Consider the following 18538-nt stretch of genomic DNA (forward strand, 5'->3'; position numbering starts at 1 on the left):
GAGCTTATTATGGATATTTTTTTAGATATTTATTTGGAGAAAAATCTAGGCGACGATCTTTTCTTAATTACTGTCTTAGAAAAATACCCCCAAGTAAATTTCCATGTTTTCTGTCAGAAAGACTATCAGTCAATTGTCAATGAATATCCTAATTTGAAAGTCATCCGTTTGAATAAATATTTTAATTATTTCTTAGCCAAGAGCAAATTGAAAATAGCTTGGATTCAATCCTACCTCCGTCGTCAAAAAATTTCAGCCTATCTGTGTATCGGCGGATCAATCTTTATGCAATCCGACAATTGGCGTTCTATGTATCAAGATCGGCTAAAGATGTGGCGCTTTTTAGATAAACAGGGGATTCCACTCTATATTCTAGGAGCAAATTTCGGGCCTTATCAGGATCAAGAATTTATCGAATCTTATCGCCAAGCCTTTAGGTATGCCAAAGATATCTGTTTCCGTGATAGCTACTCCTATGAGTTGTTTGCTGATTTGGCTCAGGTGCGACAGGCAGATGATATTGTCTTTGGCCTGAATTTGCCTAAGCTACCAAAGATTGATCGAAGTCTAGGAATCTCGATGATTGATTTATCATCAAGACCCCAATGGCAAGCTTATCAACAAGCCTATTTGGACCAAGTCCATCATTTGATTAACCAAGCCCTGGCGGAGGATTACCAGGTATATCTTTTTTCCTTTTGTCAAAGTGAAGGCGATGAGAAGGCGATTAATGATTTGTTGAGTCGGATGAGCCAGCACTCTAAAGTGACGCCGGTCTATTATCGAGATAATCACAAAGAATTTTTGGGTCAATTCCAAGCCATGGAGTTAATCGTCGCCACTCGTTTTCATTCTTTAATTCTAGCCCTTTTAAATGATCAAGCGATTCTGGCGTTGAACTATAGTAAAAAGACGCAAAATATTATTGATGACCATCATCTACCGCTTGAGGCGTATTCGTTGACTGAAATTCAGCAAATAGCCTGGGACGCTTGGTTAAGCCATTTTAAATCAGCGGGTTGTTCGGTGGATCAGCAAATCCAATCAAGTCATCAACAATTTTTATCTTTAGACCGATTGATTGAAGGAGAAGAACACGATGAAATCAATTAGAAATAGCTTGCCTTATCGGGCGATTGCTAAGACCAATCGAAAACGTATCTTAAAAGAATATCGGGAACGGATTGAAAATCAAAATTTTTCAATTCTAGCCAGTAATTGTATGGCTGGTTTCTTCTACCATGATTTAGCACATCCTTTTTTAAGTCCAACCATCAATTTATATCTAGATGGGCCTGATTATATTAAATTTCTAAAAGATTTAGATAGCTATTTAAATTTAGAAATAGAAGCCCATCCTCAATCTGACAGTTATTCGTATCCTTTGGGACTTCTAGGTGACTTGTCCCTCCATTTTGTCCATTATGATTCTTTGGCAGAGGCGATTGCTAAATGGCAAGAGCGCAAAGAACGGCTTAACCTAGATAATTTATTTGTCGTAGCGACTGATCGAGATGGTATGACTATTGATTTAATCAGGGAGTTTGATGCCTTAGACTATCCCCACAAGGTTGTTTTTACTCATCAGGATTATCCTGAACTTCAATCCGCCTTCTATATTCCTGGTTTTGAAGACCAGGGCATGGTCGGGGAATTAAACCTTTATAGAAATCTACGCGGTGAACGTTTATATGATCAATTTGATTTTGTCTCCTGGCTTAATCAAAAATAAGGATTTGATTAGCCATGGTGTTTGTTGGGAGGTAGCATGGAAAACAGGCAATTAAAGCTCGGCGTGATATTATCTTATCTGTCAATGAGCTTGAAAATCATTATTTCTTTAATCTATACGCCAATCATGTTGCGGATTCTGGGCCAACAAGAATATGGGTTATATCAGTTGGTAATATCTGTGATATCGAATTTAAGTATTCTAAATATCGGATTTGGCTCGGCTTATATTCGTTTTTTTGCCCAGTTTCGGGCTCAGAAGACAGCTAAGGAATTGGCTAATATGAATGGCTTGTTTTTTGCTATCCTTTCCATTTTAGCCGTGTTTACCATTATTTTAGGCTTTTGGCTTGGCTTTCAGCCGAGTTTGGTCTTTGGCCAAGGACTTCAAGCTGATGAGTTGCGTTTAGCGCAAGAGTTATTATTTATCTTGGTCATTATGTTAGGTTTTTCTTTTATTAATTTGCTTTTTAATAGTTATATTATTGCGAATGAGAAATTCTCTGTTCAAAGAGGCTTAGATTTGTTGCAAACCTTGGCCAGTCCCTTATTGCAACTTCCTTTATTATTGCTAGGGTTAGGTTCTCGAGGAATCGTAATTGGTACGACGATTACTAGTTTATGTATTTATTCTTATAATATTTATTATTGCTATCGCCGGCTCAACTTTCGCATGTCTTGGCAAGCCATTGATTGGTCGCTCCTCAAAGAAATTGGTCACTATTCTTCCTTTATTTTCTTAGCGATGATTATTGATCAAATTAATTGGAACGTCGATGTCTACCTGGTTGGTCGCTTTTATGGAACTGTAGCAACCGCGGTCTATTCGATTGCTGAGTTGATGGACGGTTATTTCCGTCAATTCTCTTCATCCTTCTCTAGTTTACTGACACCCAGAATTCATACCCTCGTCAGTGAGAATATTTCCGACCGAGCCTTAACCGAATTCTTTATCAAAATGGCACGCATCCAGTTCTTAATTATGGCGCTGATTGCTTCAGGATTTATTTTCTTTGGCCAAGCCTTTATTTATAAATGGGCCGGCCCTGAATATCAAGACTCTTTCTATATTTCACTGGTTCTAATCCTGCCATTATTAGTTCCGATTATTCAAAATGGGGGCATTGAAATTCGTCGAGCTAAGAATCAACATCAGTTTTATACCAAAGTCTCTTTCATTACAGCTCTGATGAATGTTGGTTTTACCATTATTTTATTAAATTTCTTACCAGCGATTGGGGCGGCGATTTCGACCTCAGTCACCTTATTAATCAATTCAATTATCTTAAATATTAACTATCACCGGTCGATGAATTTAGATATGATTTACTTTTGGCGCGAGATTCTTTCTTTATTTAAGGGAATGATTCTACCAATAGTTATGGGAACAATATTCAATGTATTTGTCGATTTAAATGATATGCTTCTCTTCGTCCTTTGTGGCATAATGTATGTGTTCATTTATGGGATATCCATGTGGTTCCTAGCCATGAATGCCTATGAGAAGTCCTTAGTAAAAAATATTTTAGGGATAGGTGATTAATATCGTACGAATGCTGTGGCAAGCTTTGAAAGGCTTGATTAAAATCGCCCTGATTTGTTTGGTAGCCTTTATGGTTGTCATGTATTTCAACTTAGATGTGGGGACAAATCCGCAAAAGGCCGATGTTATTATTGTTCCTGAAGGACAAATTTTGCGGGGCATGAAGGCGGTCAAGTTGCTAAATCAAGACTATGCTCGTAGTCATAAAATTATTGTCTCTCCTCTGAATCGAGCTTCGGGCACCTTGAAACAAACCTATCATGATATTGGTGCCAGCCAGGATAGTATTGTGGCGGAGCCCAATGCTACTAGTACCTGGACCAATGCGACTCAGACGATTAAATTGATGAAAGAACAAGGCTGGAAATCGGCCATCGTTGTAACTTCAGATTTCCATACCCGTCGAACTAAGCTAGCCTTTGACCGAGCCGCTCAAGGAACCGACATGACCTTCACCATTGTTTCAGCTTATGCTGACCATGAGGGTCAAGAAGTTAAGTATTACCAAGATGGTGAGAATTTGAAACTTTCTGTCCAAGAAATTTTTAAATTGGTGGGTTATTATTTGTATTTATATGAGTGGGTAGATATATAAGAAGGAGATTAACATGATACATATTGGCCCCATCCAAAAACAACAGCAGGCGGATCACGCTCGCGTCTGGGCACCTGTCAAGATTGGCTTAGATAGTGAACATGAATTATTTTTTCAGGTTGATTCAGCCTATTTCGATGCTTTAACCGATCAGCGTTCCGATGGTTTCGTGGTTTCCTTACTGCCCTTAGCCTTGGCTAGGGGAGAGGATATTCATTTTGAAACACCGATGTCGCAGCAATTGTATTTTCAAATGAAGCATTTTTTGATTCCGACTTTAGTGAAGAAGGGCTTTGGCAAAGCTTTCTCACTTAATGGACCTAGTAGATCGGACCAGCTAAATTCACAAAATGGCGCGGGGACAGGGTTTTCAGCTGGGGTTGATTCCTTATATACTTTCCTAGCGAATCGTCAACATGCTGAAGATCGCTTTCGTTTAACCCATCTGACCTTATTCAATGTGGGGTCCCATGGCGATTATGGAGGGGAAGAAGCCTACCAAATGTTTAAGGATCGAAGTCAACTGTCGATCAAATTTGCTGAAGAAGAGGGTTATCCACTCATATTATTACATTCGAATATTAGTGAAATTCTGCAAATGCCTTTTATAGCCAGTCATACTTTTCGCACCATTGGGGCGGTATTGACCTTACAGAATTTATTTTCAGTATATTACTTTTCTTCAGGGTATCCAGCCGTGCTCGATTTTAATACGGGGGATACGGCAAGCTTTGATTTGTGGAGTTTACCACTCTTATCGACGGAAAGTACTCAAGTATATTCTTTTGATGGTTATTCAGCACGGCAAGATAAATTAAAGCAGATTGCTGATTCAAGCATTGCTCAGAAATACTTAAACGTTTGTCAGGTCTCTGATGTAAATTGTGGCCAGTGTGAGAAATGTCGGCGCACTCAATTAGGACTCTATGCCTTAAAGCATTTGGATGATTATCAGCAGGTGTTTGATGTTGCTCGTTTCAAGAAGCATCTTAACCGTGAATTGGGCTTTCTCTTGTTTATGAGGCAACAAAAGGGGAGTGCTCGTCCCTATAATGAAATCTATCAGAGTTTAAAGGACAATGGTCTACCCATTCCGCTCTCAGCCTATGGTCATCAACTGGTCTATTATTTCAAACACCTATTCAGAAATAACGAATGGGCCAAAAGTTTCTATTTTAAATATCTGAAAAAATAAAAAAGCTAAGCCAAGGCTTAACTTATATGGATGATTAATGTTGAACTTTATTAGAATCAAATGGATAAAAATGATTATCTAAAGATTCTTTATGAATTAAGCGAACAGGTTGACTGACAACAATAGTATGATCAGGAATATCATCAACGACAACAGCATTGGCCCCAATTCTTACATTGTTACCGACGGTCACATTCCCGATTATTTTGGCTCCAGCTCCGATATAACAGTTGTCGCCGATGCTAGGTGCCCCGTAATGCTTGGAGTCCGCCAGGGTATTGGAACCAATGGTTACTTGCTGGAAGATAACGGCATTCTTACCGATGCTTGCCCCCGAAGAAATATGAACGCCAGTAATGCCATGGGGGAAAGTGGGTCGATTGGCAAACTTGGCGGCTGAAGCAATTGAACTCCCGGAGAAAAACAGAAAAAAACTAATAATTTTACTATAGAATAAAATGAGATACGGATTCCTGGTACGACTTCTTGCTTCAATTAAAGACCAAAGCAACTTCATTCTCTCCACTCTTTTCTAATTAATGGTTTGGTAAATGTAGTTTAGCAAATTTCGATAACGAAATAAACAGAAGTATTGGAGGATATTATGGCACAGAGAAATTACCAATGGATGATTCTTATCAGTATCATAGCAGCTTTGGCTGGCGGATTTACTGGTTATTATTATCAGCATCAACCAGCTCCAGAAAAATTAGCTCTTTCTTTGGGCATTGCCGATATTGGGTCGGCCAATACTGATTTTATTGGTCAGTTTCCCATGAGTCAACATCATATGAATCGGCGGACCCTCTTCGATCAATTAAAGCCGTCGACGGGTCAAACCATTTTTCTTGGAGATGAGATTATTGAAGAAGCTGAATGGCGAGATCTCCTTGGCCAGTCAGATATTTTGAATCGCGGGATTGATTTAGATACGGTTGCTGGCGTTAAAGATCGTTTGCCCCAATTATTAGATCAGCAACCTCAGCAAATTATTCTAAGTATCGGTCGGCAAGATATCCTCCAGAATTCTGATTATTTCCAACGCGATTTTGAAGAAATCCTGGCGCTGATCAAAGAAGACAGTCCGCAAACTAAATTAATTGTCATGGATTTAATTCCTTTAAGTCAGTCATATGCTAATAGTGACAAGCTGAATCCGGTCATTGAACAATTCAATAAGCAATTAAGCGATCTGCAAAAAGAATATGCTTTTGAACTGGTAGCGATTGGAGCTGAGTTAACCGATTCGGAAGGTTTCTTAGCTGAGGAATATTCAGCCGATGGTTGGCAGTTGAATGGTCAAGCCTATCAGAAAATTGTCCAAGCCTTGAAACCATTGCTTAAGGGAGGAGAATAAGGATGAAACAACATCATCTCATTAAATGGATTCTATTTCCGCTGATAAGTTTTGTTATCGCATTTGGATTAATCTACTTTGTCAAAGGGCAAGGATTATTCAATCAATCGGTAGCTTCAACCGATCAAGCTGAGGAATTAGTCAGTGAATTTCAAGCCCGTGAGAATTATCTCAATCGGGAAAGCTCCTTTGTTTATGATTCGATTAGCCAAGATAATATTATCTTTATTGGCGATAGTTTGATTCAACGTAGCGAATGGGCCGAATTATTAAGCAATCCTAAGATTATGAACTTTGGTATCAATGGCGATACTATCGCAGGAGTTTATCGGCGGATGAACGAGATTCTTGAAAGACACCCCCAAGCGATCTTTATGCTAGTGGGGGTTAATGATCTCTATCTCAATCAATTCTCCGAAAGTGAACTGGTTAATCAATATCGGCAGACTGTCCAACGAATCCGCCAGCAATCCCCTGATAGTCAATTCTATGCCCTAAGTCTGCTACCAGTCAATCAAAGTAAATTTGCTCATCCGGTAGATAACCAAAAAGTTGTGAGTTTCAATGGAGAGATTCAGCCCATTGTTGAATCATTGGGAGGTACATTTATTAATGTCCATCCTAAACTCTTGAATCAAGCGGGCGAATTGGATGAGAAATATACCTATGATGGGATTCACTTAAATGCTGATGGCTATACCATCTTAGCCCAAACAATACTCGATCAGATCCAGTAAGATGATTTGAAGTTAAACAAACGAGTGAATGCGATCGAATTATCAAGCCCTACTACTAAATTTAGCTGAAAAAGGACCTGCCATATTTCCCCAAAGGGTAATCTAGCAGGTCCTTTTGTGATGTCTTTTTATCTTACAAACGCCAGAAATTATAACCAGCTTGGACAAATTTTTCTTTATCAAGCACACTTTTAACATCAATAATGATGCGTTCTTTTGGTTCTAATTCTGGATTAAACAAAGAGGTAATTTGTTCGAAATCTAGCTCAGTAAATTCTTTGTGGCCAACAGTAAAGACAAGAGCATCGGCATCTTTAATGGCTTCAAGGGGACTCAGTTGTAAGTGATACTCTCTTTGAGTTTCTTCTGGATTAGCCCAAGGATCGACGACGACAGGTTGAATATGGAATTCTTCGAGACGATGGATAATATCAATCACTTTAGAATTTCGGGTATCAGGGGTATGTTCTTTAAAGGTCATGCCTAAGATGACTACTTTAGCTTCTAAAGGTTTTTTACCTGATTGAATTAACTTCTCGACGATTTTATTGGCAATAAATTCGCCCATACTGTCATTTATTTGCCGACCATTCGCAATAATCTGACTGTGATAGCCTAGATTTTCAGCTTCATAAACAAAGTAATAAGGGTCAACACCGATACAGTGTCCACCGACTAGACCGGGTGTAAAGCCCAAGGCATTCCATTTGGTATTCATCGCTTCAAGGACATCTTTTGAATCGATGCCCATTTTATCAAAAGCTAAGGCTAATTCATTCATAAAGGCGATATTGATATCGCGTTGGGAATTCTCAACCACTTTGGCGGCTTCGGCCACCTTGATTGAAGGCGCGCGGTGAACTCCAGCTTTAACAACAATTTCATAGACTTTGGCAATATCTTCTAGGTATTCAGGGAGAGAGGAGGAGACAATCTTAGTAATGGTTTCCAAGGTATGAACCTTATCCCCTGGATTAATCCGTTCTGGCGAATAACCTACCACAAAGTCAACGCCATGTTTTAAACCAGAACATTCCTCTAAGAGGGGGATACAAATATCTTCAGTAACGCCGGGGTAGACGGTTGATTCGTAGACGACAATCGATCCTTTACTTAAGTTCTCTCCTAAAGTTCGGGTAGCCCCGGTGATTGGAGTTAAATCCGGCGTTTTGTCTTGGTTAATCGGGGTAGGCACTGCGACAATATGGAAGCTGGCTTCTTTAAGGCGGCTAGGATCCGCGGTAAACATTAAGGAACTGTTTTGGATGGCTTGGTCGCCCACTTCTTGGGTAGGGTCAATTCCTTGTTGGTAAAGTTGAATCTTATGTTCATTATTATCGAAGCCAATGGTGGGAACGTGTTTGGCGAAAGCCACTGCAATTGGCATACCCACATAGCCAAGTCCAATGACCGCTAATTTGGCCTGACCTTGGGTTAATTGTTCATATATATTCATCATAATTCCTCGCTTCATTTATAGATTTATCTGAAGTGAGCCCATTATAGCACAGATCTAGCTTTAATGACTCAATAATGTCAATCTCAGTTAATTCTTCATAAATAAGTCTAATATCTACACAAATTCTGTCCTTGGATTATAATAGGATGAGAAGGGGGTCAAGGGAAAGAGAATTTATCAAAGTTTTAGAGGATAGAAAGGAAGAGATGGATGAAACTATTAGCAATTGTGGGTAATAACGCCGATGTTTCGACGAATCGGACCTTATTACAATATATGGCCCAGCATTTCGCCGAGCAAGCAGAAATCAATTTGGCCGAGATCAAAGACATTCCAGCCTTTAATGAGCCAGCAGACCGTCAAGCTCCCCCAGAAATTATAGAATTATCTCAAAAAATTCAGGAAGCAGACGGTGTGATTATTTCTACTCCAGAATATGACCATTCCATACCCGCTGCCTTAAAATCAGTGATTGAGTGGCTCTCTTATACTACCCGCTCCTTAATCGATAAACCGGTGATGATTACCGGCGCTTCATTAGGTGCCTTGGGATCGTCACGGGCACAAGCTCATTTACGTCAAATATTAGATGCTCCGGAAGTCAAGGCCAGGATTATGCCCAGTGCCGAATTCTTATTAGGACATTCAAAACAAGCTTTCGATGAGCAAGGGCAGTTGATTGATCAAGAAAAACGGCAAGAATTGGAGGATAATTTCAATGAATTTCTCTTATTCGTGCGTCTAACCAATCAATTACTCAGTCAGATTCGATCTAAGCATTCAGTGGATACTGAATTCCCCTATGAGTTGGACTAAGGAGGATTAGCATGAAATTATTAGCCATCGTAGGCACCAATGCCGAACATTCTTATAACCGGAAATTATTAAAATTTATGCAAGGGCATTTCGAAGAAGAAGCTGACATTGACATTCTTGAAATTAAAGATGTCCCTTTGTTTAATGCCAGTCAAGACCAAACCGATTCCCCTATCATCCAATCCATTCAAGCTAATATTAATCAAGCGGATGGTGTCATTATTGCCACGCCTGAACATAACCATTCGATTCCGTCGGCCTTAAAGAGTTTAATTGAATGGTTGTCCTATCAAATTCATCCCTTAGATGGTAAACCTGTTATGATTGTGGGCGCTTCTTATGATGTTCAAGGATCTTCCAGAGCCCAATTACACTTACGGCAAATTTTGGATGCACCTGGGGTTAATGCCAGTGTGATGCCGGGCAATGAATTCTTATTAGGTCGGGCCCATCAAGCCTTTACCGATCAAGGTCAATTGGCTGATGCCGGCACGATTAAGTTCTTGGAAACCTGCTTTAAGAAATTCTTGCGTTTTGTCGAAGTGGCCAATTTATTGGCCCTACCTGAGGAGATTAGTTTCGAGCCGGGCAATTATCAAGTGACCGCTGTCGGACATAATGGGGACTTGCCAATGACTGTCAGTCTATCTGCAGATCGTATCGAGAAAATTGATATTGATACCCAAGGCGAATCAGAAGGTATCGCTGATGTGGCCTTTAGCCGAATTCCGCAAGCGATCATTGAAGGACAAACCTTAAATGTTGACGTGGTTTCAGGGGCAACGGTTACCAGTCAAGGTGTAGTTGACGGGGTGGCCAAGGCCATCGAGTTAGCCGGGGCCGATCCTGAGATAATGCGTAAAAGACCAAAATCTTATCGCAAAGCTAGCAATCCGCCACAAGAAATGGAGACCGACGTGGTTGTTATTGGTGCTGGTGGCGCCGGACTCAGTGCAGCTGCTAGTGTCTTACAAGCTGGTAAACAAGTCATTGTTGTCGAGAAATTCCCCGCTGTTGGCGGCAACACCATTCGTACCGGAGGTCCGATGAATGCGGCCGATCCAGAGTGGCAGAAGAATTTTGCTGATTTACCAGGAGAGGCCCACCGTCTAGCTGAAGTATTAGAGATAGATCTCAATGAGATTGATAAAGAATATCAAGCGGACTTTACAGCTTTAAAAGAAGAAATTCAAACCTATTTAGCGCATAAAAAAGCTGGCCAAGACTATTTATTCGACTCCGCCTTATGGCACCGAATTCAAACCTACCTGGGTGGTAAGCGTCAAGATTTGCAAGGGAATCGAATCTATGGCAATTATGATTTGGTGAAAGTCTTGACTGATCGAGCGCTTGACTCGGTCAAGTGGTTGAGTGAGATTGGCGTAGAGTTCGATATGGAACATGTAGAAATGCCAGTGGGGGCGCTCTGGCGTCGAGGCCACAAACCGCTGAAGAATCAGGGCTATGCATTTGTAGCAGCCTTGAAAGACTTTGTTCAAAGTCATGGTGGCAAGATTATCACGGATACTGCTGTCCAAGAATTATTAGTAGAAAACAATCAAGTCATCGGCGTCAAGGCAACTGCTACTGATCAAAGTCAGTTAATCATTCGAGCAAAAGCAGTTATTATTGCTTCGGGTGGTTTTGGAGCCAATACGAAGATGCTGAAAGAATATAATACATATTGGCCTGAAATTGATGATGATATAAAGACATCCAATTCACCAGCGATTACCGGTGACGGCATTCGTCTAGGGCAAAGTGTGGGAGCAGATTTAGTCGGAATGGGCTTTTCTCAAATGATGCCCGTCTCCGATCCTAATGATGGTAGTCTCTTCTCTGGCTTACAAGTTCCACCAGCCAATTTCCTAATGGTCAATCAATCTGGACGTCGTTTTGTGAATGAATATGCGGGTCGGGATACTCTCACCCTAGCCGCTATGGAAAACGGAGGCCTATTCTATCTGATTGGTGACCAAGAGATTGCCAAAACAGCTTACAATACGAATCAAGAGAAATTAGACCGGCAAGTTGAAGAGGGGACTTTATATCGTGCCGATAGTCTGGAAGAATTAGCTCAACAAATTGGTATGGATCCTCAAGTCTTGACACAGACGGTTAAGACCTATAATTCTTATGTCGATGCAGGATCTGACCCCGATTTCGGCAAGGATGTCTTTGATTTGAAAGTCGAGCACGCTCCATATTATGCCACGCCAAGAAAACCTGCTGTCCATCACACCATGGGAGGCTTACGCATTGATCCACAAACCCATGTTTTGCAAGCAGATGGTCAAGTCATTCCAGGCTTGTATGCTGCCGGTGAGGTTGCTGGTGGGATTCATGCAGGAAATCGTTTAGGCGGAAATTCCTTAACCGATATCTTTACCTTTGGTCGCATCGCTGGCCAAATGGCGGTGGAAGAACATGTCTCTAATGATAAATAATTATAAATAGATTTAATGAGTGTTCAATAAATAATCCACCCAGTCAGACTAGAAACTTAGGCGACGGGGTGGATTTTTATCTTTATGATTATTTTTGCAACTAGCGGAGCTTTTAAGCGACTTTTTCGATAAAGCTTTGAATCTCGTGATTAACGGCCCAAGGGTTGTCATTATTGGCAATGTGGCCCGCAAAAGGAATGATACGGAGTGGAATATGTTCCAAAACATTCCAAATTAGCGAATAGTACATCATAATTCCGAAGCAGTCAAATTGACCTAATAGTAGCAGTGTCGGATGTTGGCGTTTAATATCCCGATTTTCATTGATAATCGCTTGATAGGCTGCTAGACAGATCCGACGTAAATCGGCTGCAGAATAGGGTTGCAACCATTTCATCATGCGCTGATAAGTCATCGGAGTGAAGGCAGCAAATAAGCCGGTAAAGGCGGTGTACCAGGTTTCGGGAATTTGCCAAGGGTTGGTCAGACTGGTCAGACTTGACATGCTGGGTTCAAAGAACTGCATCAGACGCTTATCCGGATAATAACGCCTTCCGTAAGGCGCTGTATCAATGCCGATAAAGGCTTTGACCCGGTCTGGATAGCGGTCAGCAAATTCTTGAGAGAAGAAGCCCCCCAGAGATTGTCCTACTAATATCACTTGATCAATGCCTTCTTTATCAAGAATGCCCTGCATAATCTCAGCGCTAGCTCTTAAGGTAAAGCCCGTACATTCTTTAGAAAGTCCATGGAGGGGTAAATCCCAGGTAATAATATTATAGTCCTTGGCAAAATATTTAATTTGTGGGTCAAAAGTTTCATGATTAATTAAGACCCCATGGGTAAAAACTAGAGTGGGACGATTGGCATCGATTTTACTCAGCCAATAATGGATATCGCCTAAATCTGAGTGAAAAATAAGGTGTTCCATGAGACACTCCTTTTCTATCTAATCGCAATTTGTTTTCATCTTAATTCAATAATTATAGCATATTAAGATTAAATAATGATGAGAATCTCTTAAAGTCTTAATGAAAGCCCTTTCTATGATTTTGGTGGCTAATTAGCTAGTTCGACTGCTATAATAAATATATTGAAGATAGAAAGGGAGATGACATGGCATTCGAACCTGTCGCAAAATATTTTAGCCAAGTTAATTTAGATAATCGAATCCAGCGTTTCGCTCGAAATACTGAATCTGTCGAAGAAGCTGCAGAATGGGTTGGAACAGATCTGGGCAGTATTGCTAAGTCCATAATCTTTTATCATGGCGATCGCTTAGTTATGGTAGTTTGTTCCAGTGATGATAAGATTGACTCGGACAAATTCCAACTTCATTTCGGTATACCGGCTGAGATGTTAGAAGATGAGAAAGTTTTCGATCGAGTGGGACACGTTGTCGGCGGAGTCTGCCCATTTAATTTGCCTGATGACGTCGATGTATATCTAGATATGAGTTTACGACGCTATCCTTGGGTTTATCCGGCGGCGGGCAGCCGAGATACCGTTATTCGCTTGAGTCCTGAAGAATTATTTACCCATAGTGGCGCTAAATCCTGGAAATACCTAGCCGTCGGCAGTGATCACTATGGTCGGAACGATTTACATTTTAGTCAAATCAAGGACTATGCCGATGATTTAATAGATTGATAGGCAGCCCAGTATTGATCAGCCCAATTCAAGACCTAACAGAAAACCTTATTATAAATTGTTTTAAAAGTTTTTTCACGTTATAGTGTCTTTAACAAAGAGTTAAAATTGGTGTTTAATGCAGGATAGCATAAAAGCAATATTTACTATTCCGCTTCAAGGCCTAACAAAAAATCTCATTAGATATTGTGTTAAAAGTTTTTGCCTTTCCTGTGTCTTGATCAAAGATTTAGATGATTGTTTAATAAAGGACAGCTTTCAACAAAATATAGTAGCCAAAAACAAAGATCGAATCCGCAGTACCCGCAAGAATGAAGAAGATCCACGTAGCTTATCAGCTCTTGCAATAAGTTGCTTAGAGCTGGTCTAGTGGATCTAGTCTGGAAAAGCGTGAGCTTTGAAGGACGGTCTCTTGCTAGTACACGGATTCGATTGTTTTGTTTTTGGGATGTAAAATTTTAGTTACTGCAAAAGTTAAACTTAAATCACAAATTAATCTACTTTTACAATCGCAATATCTTCAATAAATGGACAGCGTTCTACCAAAGCATCTACCGCTTCGGCATCTATCGGTGTGTCTAATTCTAACAGGGTAATGGCAGGACCATTAATCTTAGCACGGTGATTCGCCATTAAAGAAATATTTGAATTTTGTTCTACGATAAATTGAGTCAATTTGGCAATCACGCCGATACGGTCTTGGTGTTTAATGACCAAGGTAAATTTTTCTCCTGAGAAATGCATCTTATGATCATTCAGCGATTGAATTTCAATCTTACCTCCACCAATGGACGAACCAATAATTTGGACTTGTTTGTTAGGACCAAAAAGATGAATGCGTACTGTATTGGGATGATAATGGCCTAGATTTTTTTCGATGAAATTATATTTTAGGCCTCTTTCTTCGGCAAGTTCTTTTGCCCGGCCAATATTAGGGTCCTTGGTATTGCAGCCTAGAATACCGGCAATTAAGGCTAAGTCTGTTCCATGTCCTTGATAGGTCTTAGCGAAAGAGTCCATTAAAGTAAAAACAACCTCTTCAGGTTCTTCACCTAAGAGTTGGCGCGCCACATTGGCAATCCGTACCGCTCCTGCAGTATGCGAAGATGAAGGACCGACCATGACTGGGCCAATAATTTCATAGGCTGAATGGTATTCAGCAATATCAAAAGCTGAAGCAGAACCAAAAATTCTCTCTTTAATCTCTTTTCCGGTTGGTGTGCCGGCTAAGCCGCCGATGCCGGTTTCTCTTAAAGAAGCAGGAAGTTCATTACCAATCGCATCCATAGCATCTATGACTTCATCAGGTGGAATAATGGATACCACTCCGGCTAAGGCCATATCGGCTGCGGCCATGGCCGTTAAAGCGTGGAGTCCATTTCTAGTAATACATGGAACTTCTACGAGACCCGCGACAGGATCACAAACCAGACCTAAGGAGTTCTTAAGGGCCAAACCAACTGCATTTGCAGCTTGACTTGGATTTCCTCCGTGTAATTCAACTAAAGCACCCGCAGCCATGGCGGTGGCAGAGCCAATCTCTGCTTGGCAACCCCCTTGAGCTCCAGAAATCGAAGCGCGGTTGGCAATAACTAAGCCCAGTGCTGAAGCGGTAAACATGACTTTAATAATTTGGTCTCGGCTAAATTCTCCCGAATCAAGGGCATGAACCAAGACAGCGGGCAGAATCCCTGCTGATCCCGCCGTTGGCGTGGCTACAATCCGGCCCATGGATGCATTGACTTCATTCACGGCCATGGCATTAGCGACTACCTGTAAAGAAACAGGATTGACAATTGAAGCTTGTTCTTGAATATAACGGGATAATTTATAACCATCACCACCAGCAATGCCGGTGCGGGTCATGGTAACTTCTTCGGTCCCTTTGCGGACGGATTCAATCATTACCTGAAGTTGTTGATCCATGGTGGCTAGTAATTCTTCTTCGGGAATGCCTTCAGCCTCAACTTCGGTATCCAACATCACTTGATAAATCGGTTGTTGGCGTTGTGAACACAATTGAATCAGTTCATTTAAACTGGTAAAAGACATGATCTGCCTCCTTATATGATTCTTGATTTGCGGATTATAGCTGTATCTTATCACTGAAAGCGAATAAAAAGAAGTGACTTTCAACGAATTAATCAACTTCTCATCTTGTGCTAAGATACACATTAATATGTTAGGGAATATATGTTTTGAAGATTCCTTCCTTCTCATTATAATAAAGTTATAGTAAATGATGAAAGAGTCATTTATTAGTCGTTAGTTTTTTGTCATGACAAGAACATGTTGGAACGAGAGAGATTGGTAAAGAAAAGGAGAGAAAAATCATGGTCAATAGATTTGTATATGGTACTTACCCGAATGCAGATGCAGCCGATAAGGCAATTAATGAACTAATCAACCGTGGTGTAGATCCTAGTGCTATCCATTTAGCCGCCAACCCTGATGTTTTAGACCGTTTAGATACTAATATTAACGTCATTGATTCCACAGAACTTGCCCATGGGGCTCAGGAAGATAAACGTTCTTGGTTTGACAAATTATTTGGTATTGATCAACCTGAGGCAGCTGAGGAAGAAATTGACTATACTGCTTATCAAGATTCCTTTGACCGAGAAGAAATACTTGTCTTGGTAGATAGTCACTATGAAGCAGATGCCTATCGAATGGGTGAGGCCGGTGTCGATGGGATGAATTTCAAAGAGCCTCTCGATCAAAGAGCTGATGTGACTGCAATCGATGGCAATCCTCATTATCGTGAGAAAGATTTTGCTAGTCATGACGAACTTTCTAAACGAGACCAAGATGACATCGCTTATAGTAATAAAGATGTCGATACTGAAACAATTCGCCTACATGAGGAACGATTAAGACCTAGAACGGTCGAACATGATGCCGGTGAAGTAAAGATTAGTAAAGAAGTGGTTGAAGAAACCCAAACAGTAGAAGTTCCTATCCGTCGCGAAGAAGTTCATATTACGCGGACCAATCATCCAACCGATGTTGATGCGGATGCAGACCACCAATTTACTGAAGAAACGATAGTAGTTCCGGTATCAGAAGAAGAAGTTGTAGTAGATAAAGATGTTGTTGTGACCGATGAATTGAATGTTGATCGGGTACAAAAGACGGATTATGAGACAGTTTCCGATACCACTCGCCGTGAAGAAATCAATGTTGATGGTGATGTGGATATTGAAGATGAAGACCGATTAAATTTGTAACATTCCCCTAGTTTATCGATAGTCAACATAAATTGAATGAATAACCTATCCTGGCTGACCTAGAACAATAAAAGTTATCAAGCACCGAATAGTTACCCAAGAGCTTCATGATGATTCATACATATTCTTATCTAACCTTTAAAGCTAATGATGAGTGTCAATGAATCAAATCATGAAATGAAATCCTTAGCGAACAGCTTCTAATTCAGGTAATTATTCGGTGTCTTTTTGTTGATTTAGAAGGTTGAAATAATGTTAAATCTACCCTGATATTTAGTTTTCGAAATATTTCCACTTTTAAGAACAATGTGCTAAACTAAACAAGGAAAGTGGCTAGGTTTTATTCACTTAGCTTTATTATTTTTTAGGGGGAATTAGTGTGAAAGTAGTTGTAATTGGTTGTACCCATGCGGGGACTTCTGCGGTAAAAACTGTATTAAATGAACATCCAGAGGCCCAAGTAACAGTCTATGAACGTAATGATAATATCTCATTCTTATCTTGTGGGATTGCTCTGTATGTTGGCGGGGTTGTTAAGGATCCACAAGGATTATTCTATTCTAACCCAGCTGAACTGGCAGAATTGGGAGCAACTGTTAATATGGAACATGATGTGACTGAAGCTGACTTAAAGGGCAAGACTTTAAAAGTCAAAAACTTAAAGACCGGCGAAGAATTTGAAGATCAATTCGATAAATTAATCTTAACGACCGGATCTTGGCCAATTATTCCACCATTAGATGGCTTAGACTTAGAAAATGTCCAATTATGTAAGAACTATAATCAAGCTAAGGAAATCTTTGCCAAGAAAACGGACGCTCAAAAAGTTGTCATTGTTGGTGGCGGTTATATCGGTATTGAATTGGTTGAAGCCTTTAACCTTGAGGGTAAAGAAGTGACCCTAGTGGATGGCTTAGACCGAATTCTGAATAAATACCTAGATCCCGAATTTACAGATATTTTAGAAAATGATTTACGTGACCGTGGTGTGAATGTTCGCTTAAATGAAATGGTTCAACGTTTCGAAGGTAGCAATGGTAAAGTTGAGAAAGTTGTGACCAGTGGCGGAGAGTATGAAGCAGACTTAGTTATCTTATGTGTTGGCTTCCGTCCAAACAATGATCTCGTGAAAGACCAATTAGAAACCATGCCAAACGGAGCCATCATTGTAGACGATTATATGAAGACTAGTGTTCCAGATGTCTTCGCGGCTGGAGATAGCTGTGCGGTGAATTACAATCCAAATAATGGTCATGCCTACATTCCTTTAGCAACCAATGCTGTGCGGATGGGAACTTTAGCTGGTAAAAATATTGACGGCGATAAAGTTAAATATCGTGGAACTCAATCAACGTCTGGTTTACATCTATTCGGTTGGAATATTGGTTCTACCGGTGTCAATGAAGGATCTGCCAAAGTCTTTGGTTTAGATGTTCGGACCGTTTATGTCGAAGACTTCTACCGTCCAGAATTTATGCCAACGAATGAGAAACTATATATGAAATTAGTTTATGAAGTAGGTAGCCAACGAATTATCGGTGGCCAAGTCATGTCTAAATATGACTGTACTGCCTCTGCCAATACTTTATCTTTAGCCATCCAAAACAAGATGACCATCGAAGATTTAGCTTATGTTGACTTCTTCTTCCAACCAGTCTTTGACCGTCCATGGAACTATCTTAACATTCTGGCTCAAGCCGCTGTGGAACAAGAACGCAAATTAGCTGAATAAGTCCATTCATCATAACTTACTAGACTAGGTTAAGCTCAGGGGAATT

At 40.4% G+C, this 18538-nt stretch carries 16 protein-coding genes; 12 read left to right on the forward strand and 4 right to left on the reverse strand.

The window, feature by feature from the left end:
- Positions 1-9 precede the first annotated feature (9 nt).
- The 5 genes from BMX34_RS04570 to BMX34_RS04590 are packed head-to-tail and all read left to right on the forward strand — an operon-like array spanning position 10 to position 5064.
- Entirely contained in the window at positions 10-1113 is a 1104-nt protein-coding gene (locus BMX34_RS04570; RefSeq protein ID WP_092571278.1) for a polysaccharide pyruvyl transferase family protein, read from the forward strand.
- A complete protein-coding gene (locus tag BMX34_RS04575; protein ID WP_092571280.1) occupies positions 1100-1732 on the forward strand; it encodes a DUF1919 domain-containing protein in 633 nt (210 codons plus the stop codon). Before BMX34_RS04570 ends, BMX34_RS04575 begins: the two co-directional genes overlap by 14 nt.
- A 36-nt stretch (positions 1733-1768) precedes the next feature.
- Entirely contained in the window at positions 1769-3274 is a 1506-nt protein-coding gene (locus BMX34_RS04580; protein WP_092571282.1) for an oligosaccharide flippase family protein, read from the forward strand.
- Complete coding sequence (locus BMX34_RS04585) at positions 3267-3869, forward strand: YdcF family protein (protein WP_143440730.1); 603 nt, start codon at positions 3267-3269, stop codon at positions 3867-3869. The genes BMX34_RS04580 and BMX34_RS04585 overlap by 8 nt, the downstream gene beginning before the upstream one ends.
- Before the next feature lie 13 nt (positions 3870-3882).
- The gene (locus tag BMX34_RS04590; RefSeq protein ID WP_092571286.1) at positions 3883-5064 is read left to right on the forward strand and encodes a hypothetical protein; all 1182 of its coding nucleotides are present in this window, start codon (positions 3883-3885) and stop codon (positions 5062-5064) included.
- Positions 5065-5098: 34 nt separating this feature from the next.
- Here the strand turns inward: BMX34_RS04590 and BMX34_RS04595 are convergent, their stop codons facing one another.
- The gene (locus BMX34_RS04595) at positions 5099-5581 is read right to left on the reverse strand and encodes a serine acetyltransferase (protein WP_092571288.1); all 483 of its coding nucleotides are present in this window, start codon (positions 5579-5581) and stop codon (positions 5099-5101) included.
- Positions 5582-5668: 87 nt separating this feature from the next.
- Here BMX34_RS04595 and BMX34_RS04600 point away from each other — a divergent pair, with 87 nt between their 5' ends.
- Together BMX34_RS04600 and BMX34_RS04605 are read left to right on the forward strand one after the other, a co-directional pair.
- Complete coding sequence (locus tag BMX34_RS04600) at positions 5669-6421, forward strand: GDSL-type esterase/lipase family protein (protein WP_092571290.1); 753 nt, start codon at positions 5669-5671, stop codon at positions 6419-6421.
- A gap of 2 nt (positions 6422-6423) precedes the next feature.
- Entirely contained in the window at positions 6424-7158 is a 735-nt protein-coding gene (locus tag BMX34_RS04605; protein WP_092571292.1) for a GDSL-type esterase/lipase family protein, read from the forward strand.
- Between the two features lie 133 nt (positions 7159-7291).
- Here BMX34_RS04605 and BMX34_RS04610 read toward each other — a convergent pair whose 3' ends face one another.
- A complete protein-coding gene (locus BMX34_RS04610; protein WP_092571294.1) occupies positions 7292-8614 on the reverse strand; it encodes a nucleotide sugar dehydrogenase in 1323 nt (440 codons plus the stop codon).
- Positions 8615-8827: 213 nt separating this feature from the next.
- On the opposite strand from BMX34_RS04610, the gene BMX34_RS04615 reads away from it, so the two are divergent.
- Positions 8828-9433 carry an NADPH-dependent FMN reductase gene (locus BMX34_RS04615; protein ID WP_092571296.1) on the forward strand — a complete coding sequence of 202 codons (606 nt, stop codon included), beginning with the start codon at positions 8828-8830 and terminating at the stop codon, positions 9431-9433.
- Between the two features lie 11 nt (positions 9434-9444).
- The gene (locus BMX34_RS04620; RefSeq protein WP_092571298.1) at positions 9445-11880 is read left to right on the forward strand and encodes a flavocytochrome c; all 2436 of its coding nucleotides are present in this window, start codon (positions 9445-9447) and stop codon (positions 11878-11880) included.
- Between the two features lie 112 nt (positions 11881-11992).
- Here the strand turns inward: BMX34_RS04620 and BMX34_RS04625 are convergent, their stop codons facing one another.
- Positions 11993-12811: an alpha/beta fold hydrolase gene (locus BMX34_RS04625; protein ID WP_092571300.1), complete on the reverse strand. Its 819-nt coding sequence runs from the start codon at positions 12809-12811 to the stop codon at positions 11993-11995.
- A gap of 185 nt (positions 12812-12996) precedes the next feature.
- Here BMX34_RS04625 and BMX34_RS04630 point away from each other — a divergent pair, with 185 nt between their 5' ends.
- Entirely contained in the window at positions 12997-13530 is a 534-nt protein-coding gene (locus tag BMX34_RS04630) for a YbaK/EbsC family protein (protein WP_092571302.1), read from the forward strand.
- A gap of 492 nt (positions 13531-14022) precedes the next feature.
- Here BMX34_RS04630 and sdaAA read toward each other — a convergent pair whose 3' ends face one another.
- Positions 14023-15582 carry an L-serine ammonia-lyase, iron-sulfur-dependent, subunit alpha gene (gene sdaAA / locus BMX34_RS04635; protein WP_092571304.1) on the reverse strand — a complete coding sequence of 520 codons (1560 nt, stop codon included), beginning with the start codon at positions 15580-15582 and terminating at the stop codon, positions 14023-14025.
- Positions 15583-15863: 281 nt separating this feature from the next.
- Between sdaAA and BMX34_RS04640 the strand changes: the two genes are divergently transcribed.
- Together BMX34_RS04640 and BMX34_RS04645 are read left to right on the forward strand one after the other, a co-directional pair.
- Entirely contained in the window at positions 15864-16760 is an 897-nt protein-coding gene (locus BMX34_RS04640; RefSeq protein WP_092571306.1) for a YsnF/AvaK domain-containing protein, read from the forward strand.
- A 379-nt stretch (positions 16761-17139) separates the two neighbouring features.
- Complete coding sequence (locus tag BMX34_RS04645) at positions 17140-18492, forward strand: FAD-dependent oxidoreductase (protein WP_092571309.1); 1353 nt, start codon at positions 17140-17142, stop codon at positions 18490-18492.
- Positions 18493-18538 lie beyond the last annotated feature (46 nt).

Origin of the sequence: Ignavigranum ruoffiae (assembly GCF_900110675.1) — a bacterium.
Classification (GTDB): domain Bacteria; phylum Bacillota; class Bacilli; order Lactobacillales; family Aerococcaceae; genus Ignavigranum; species Ignavigranum ruoffiae.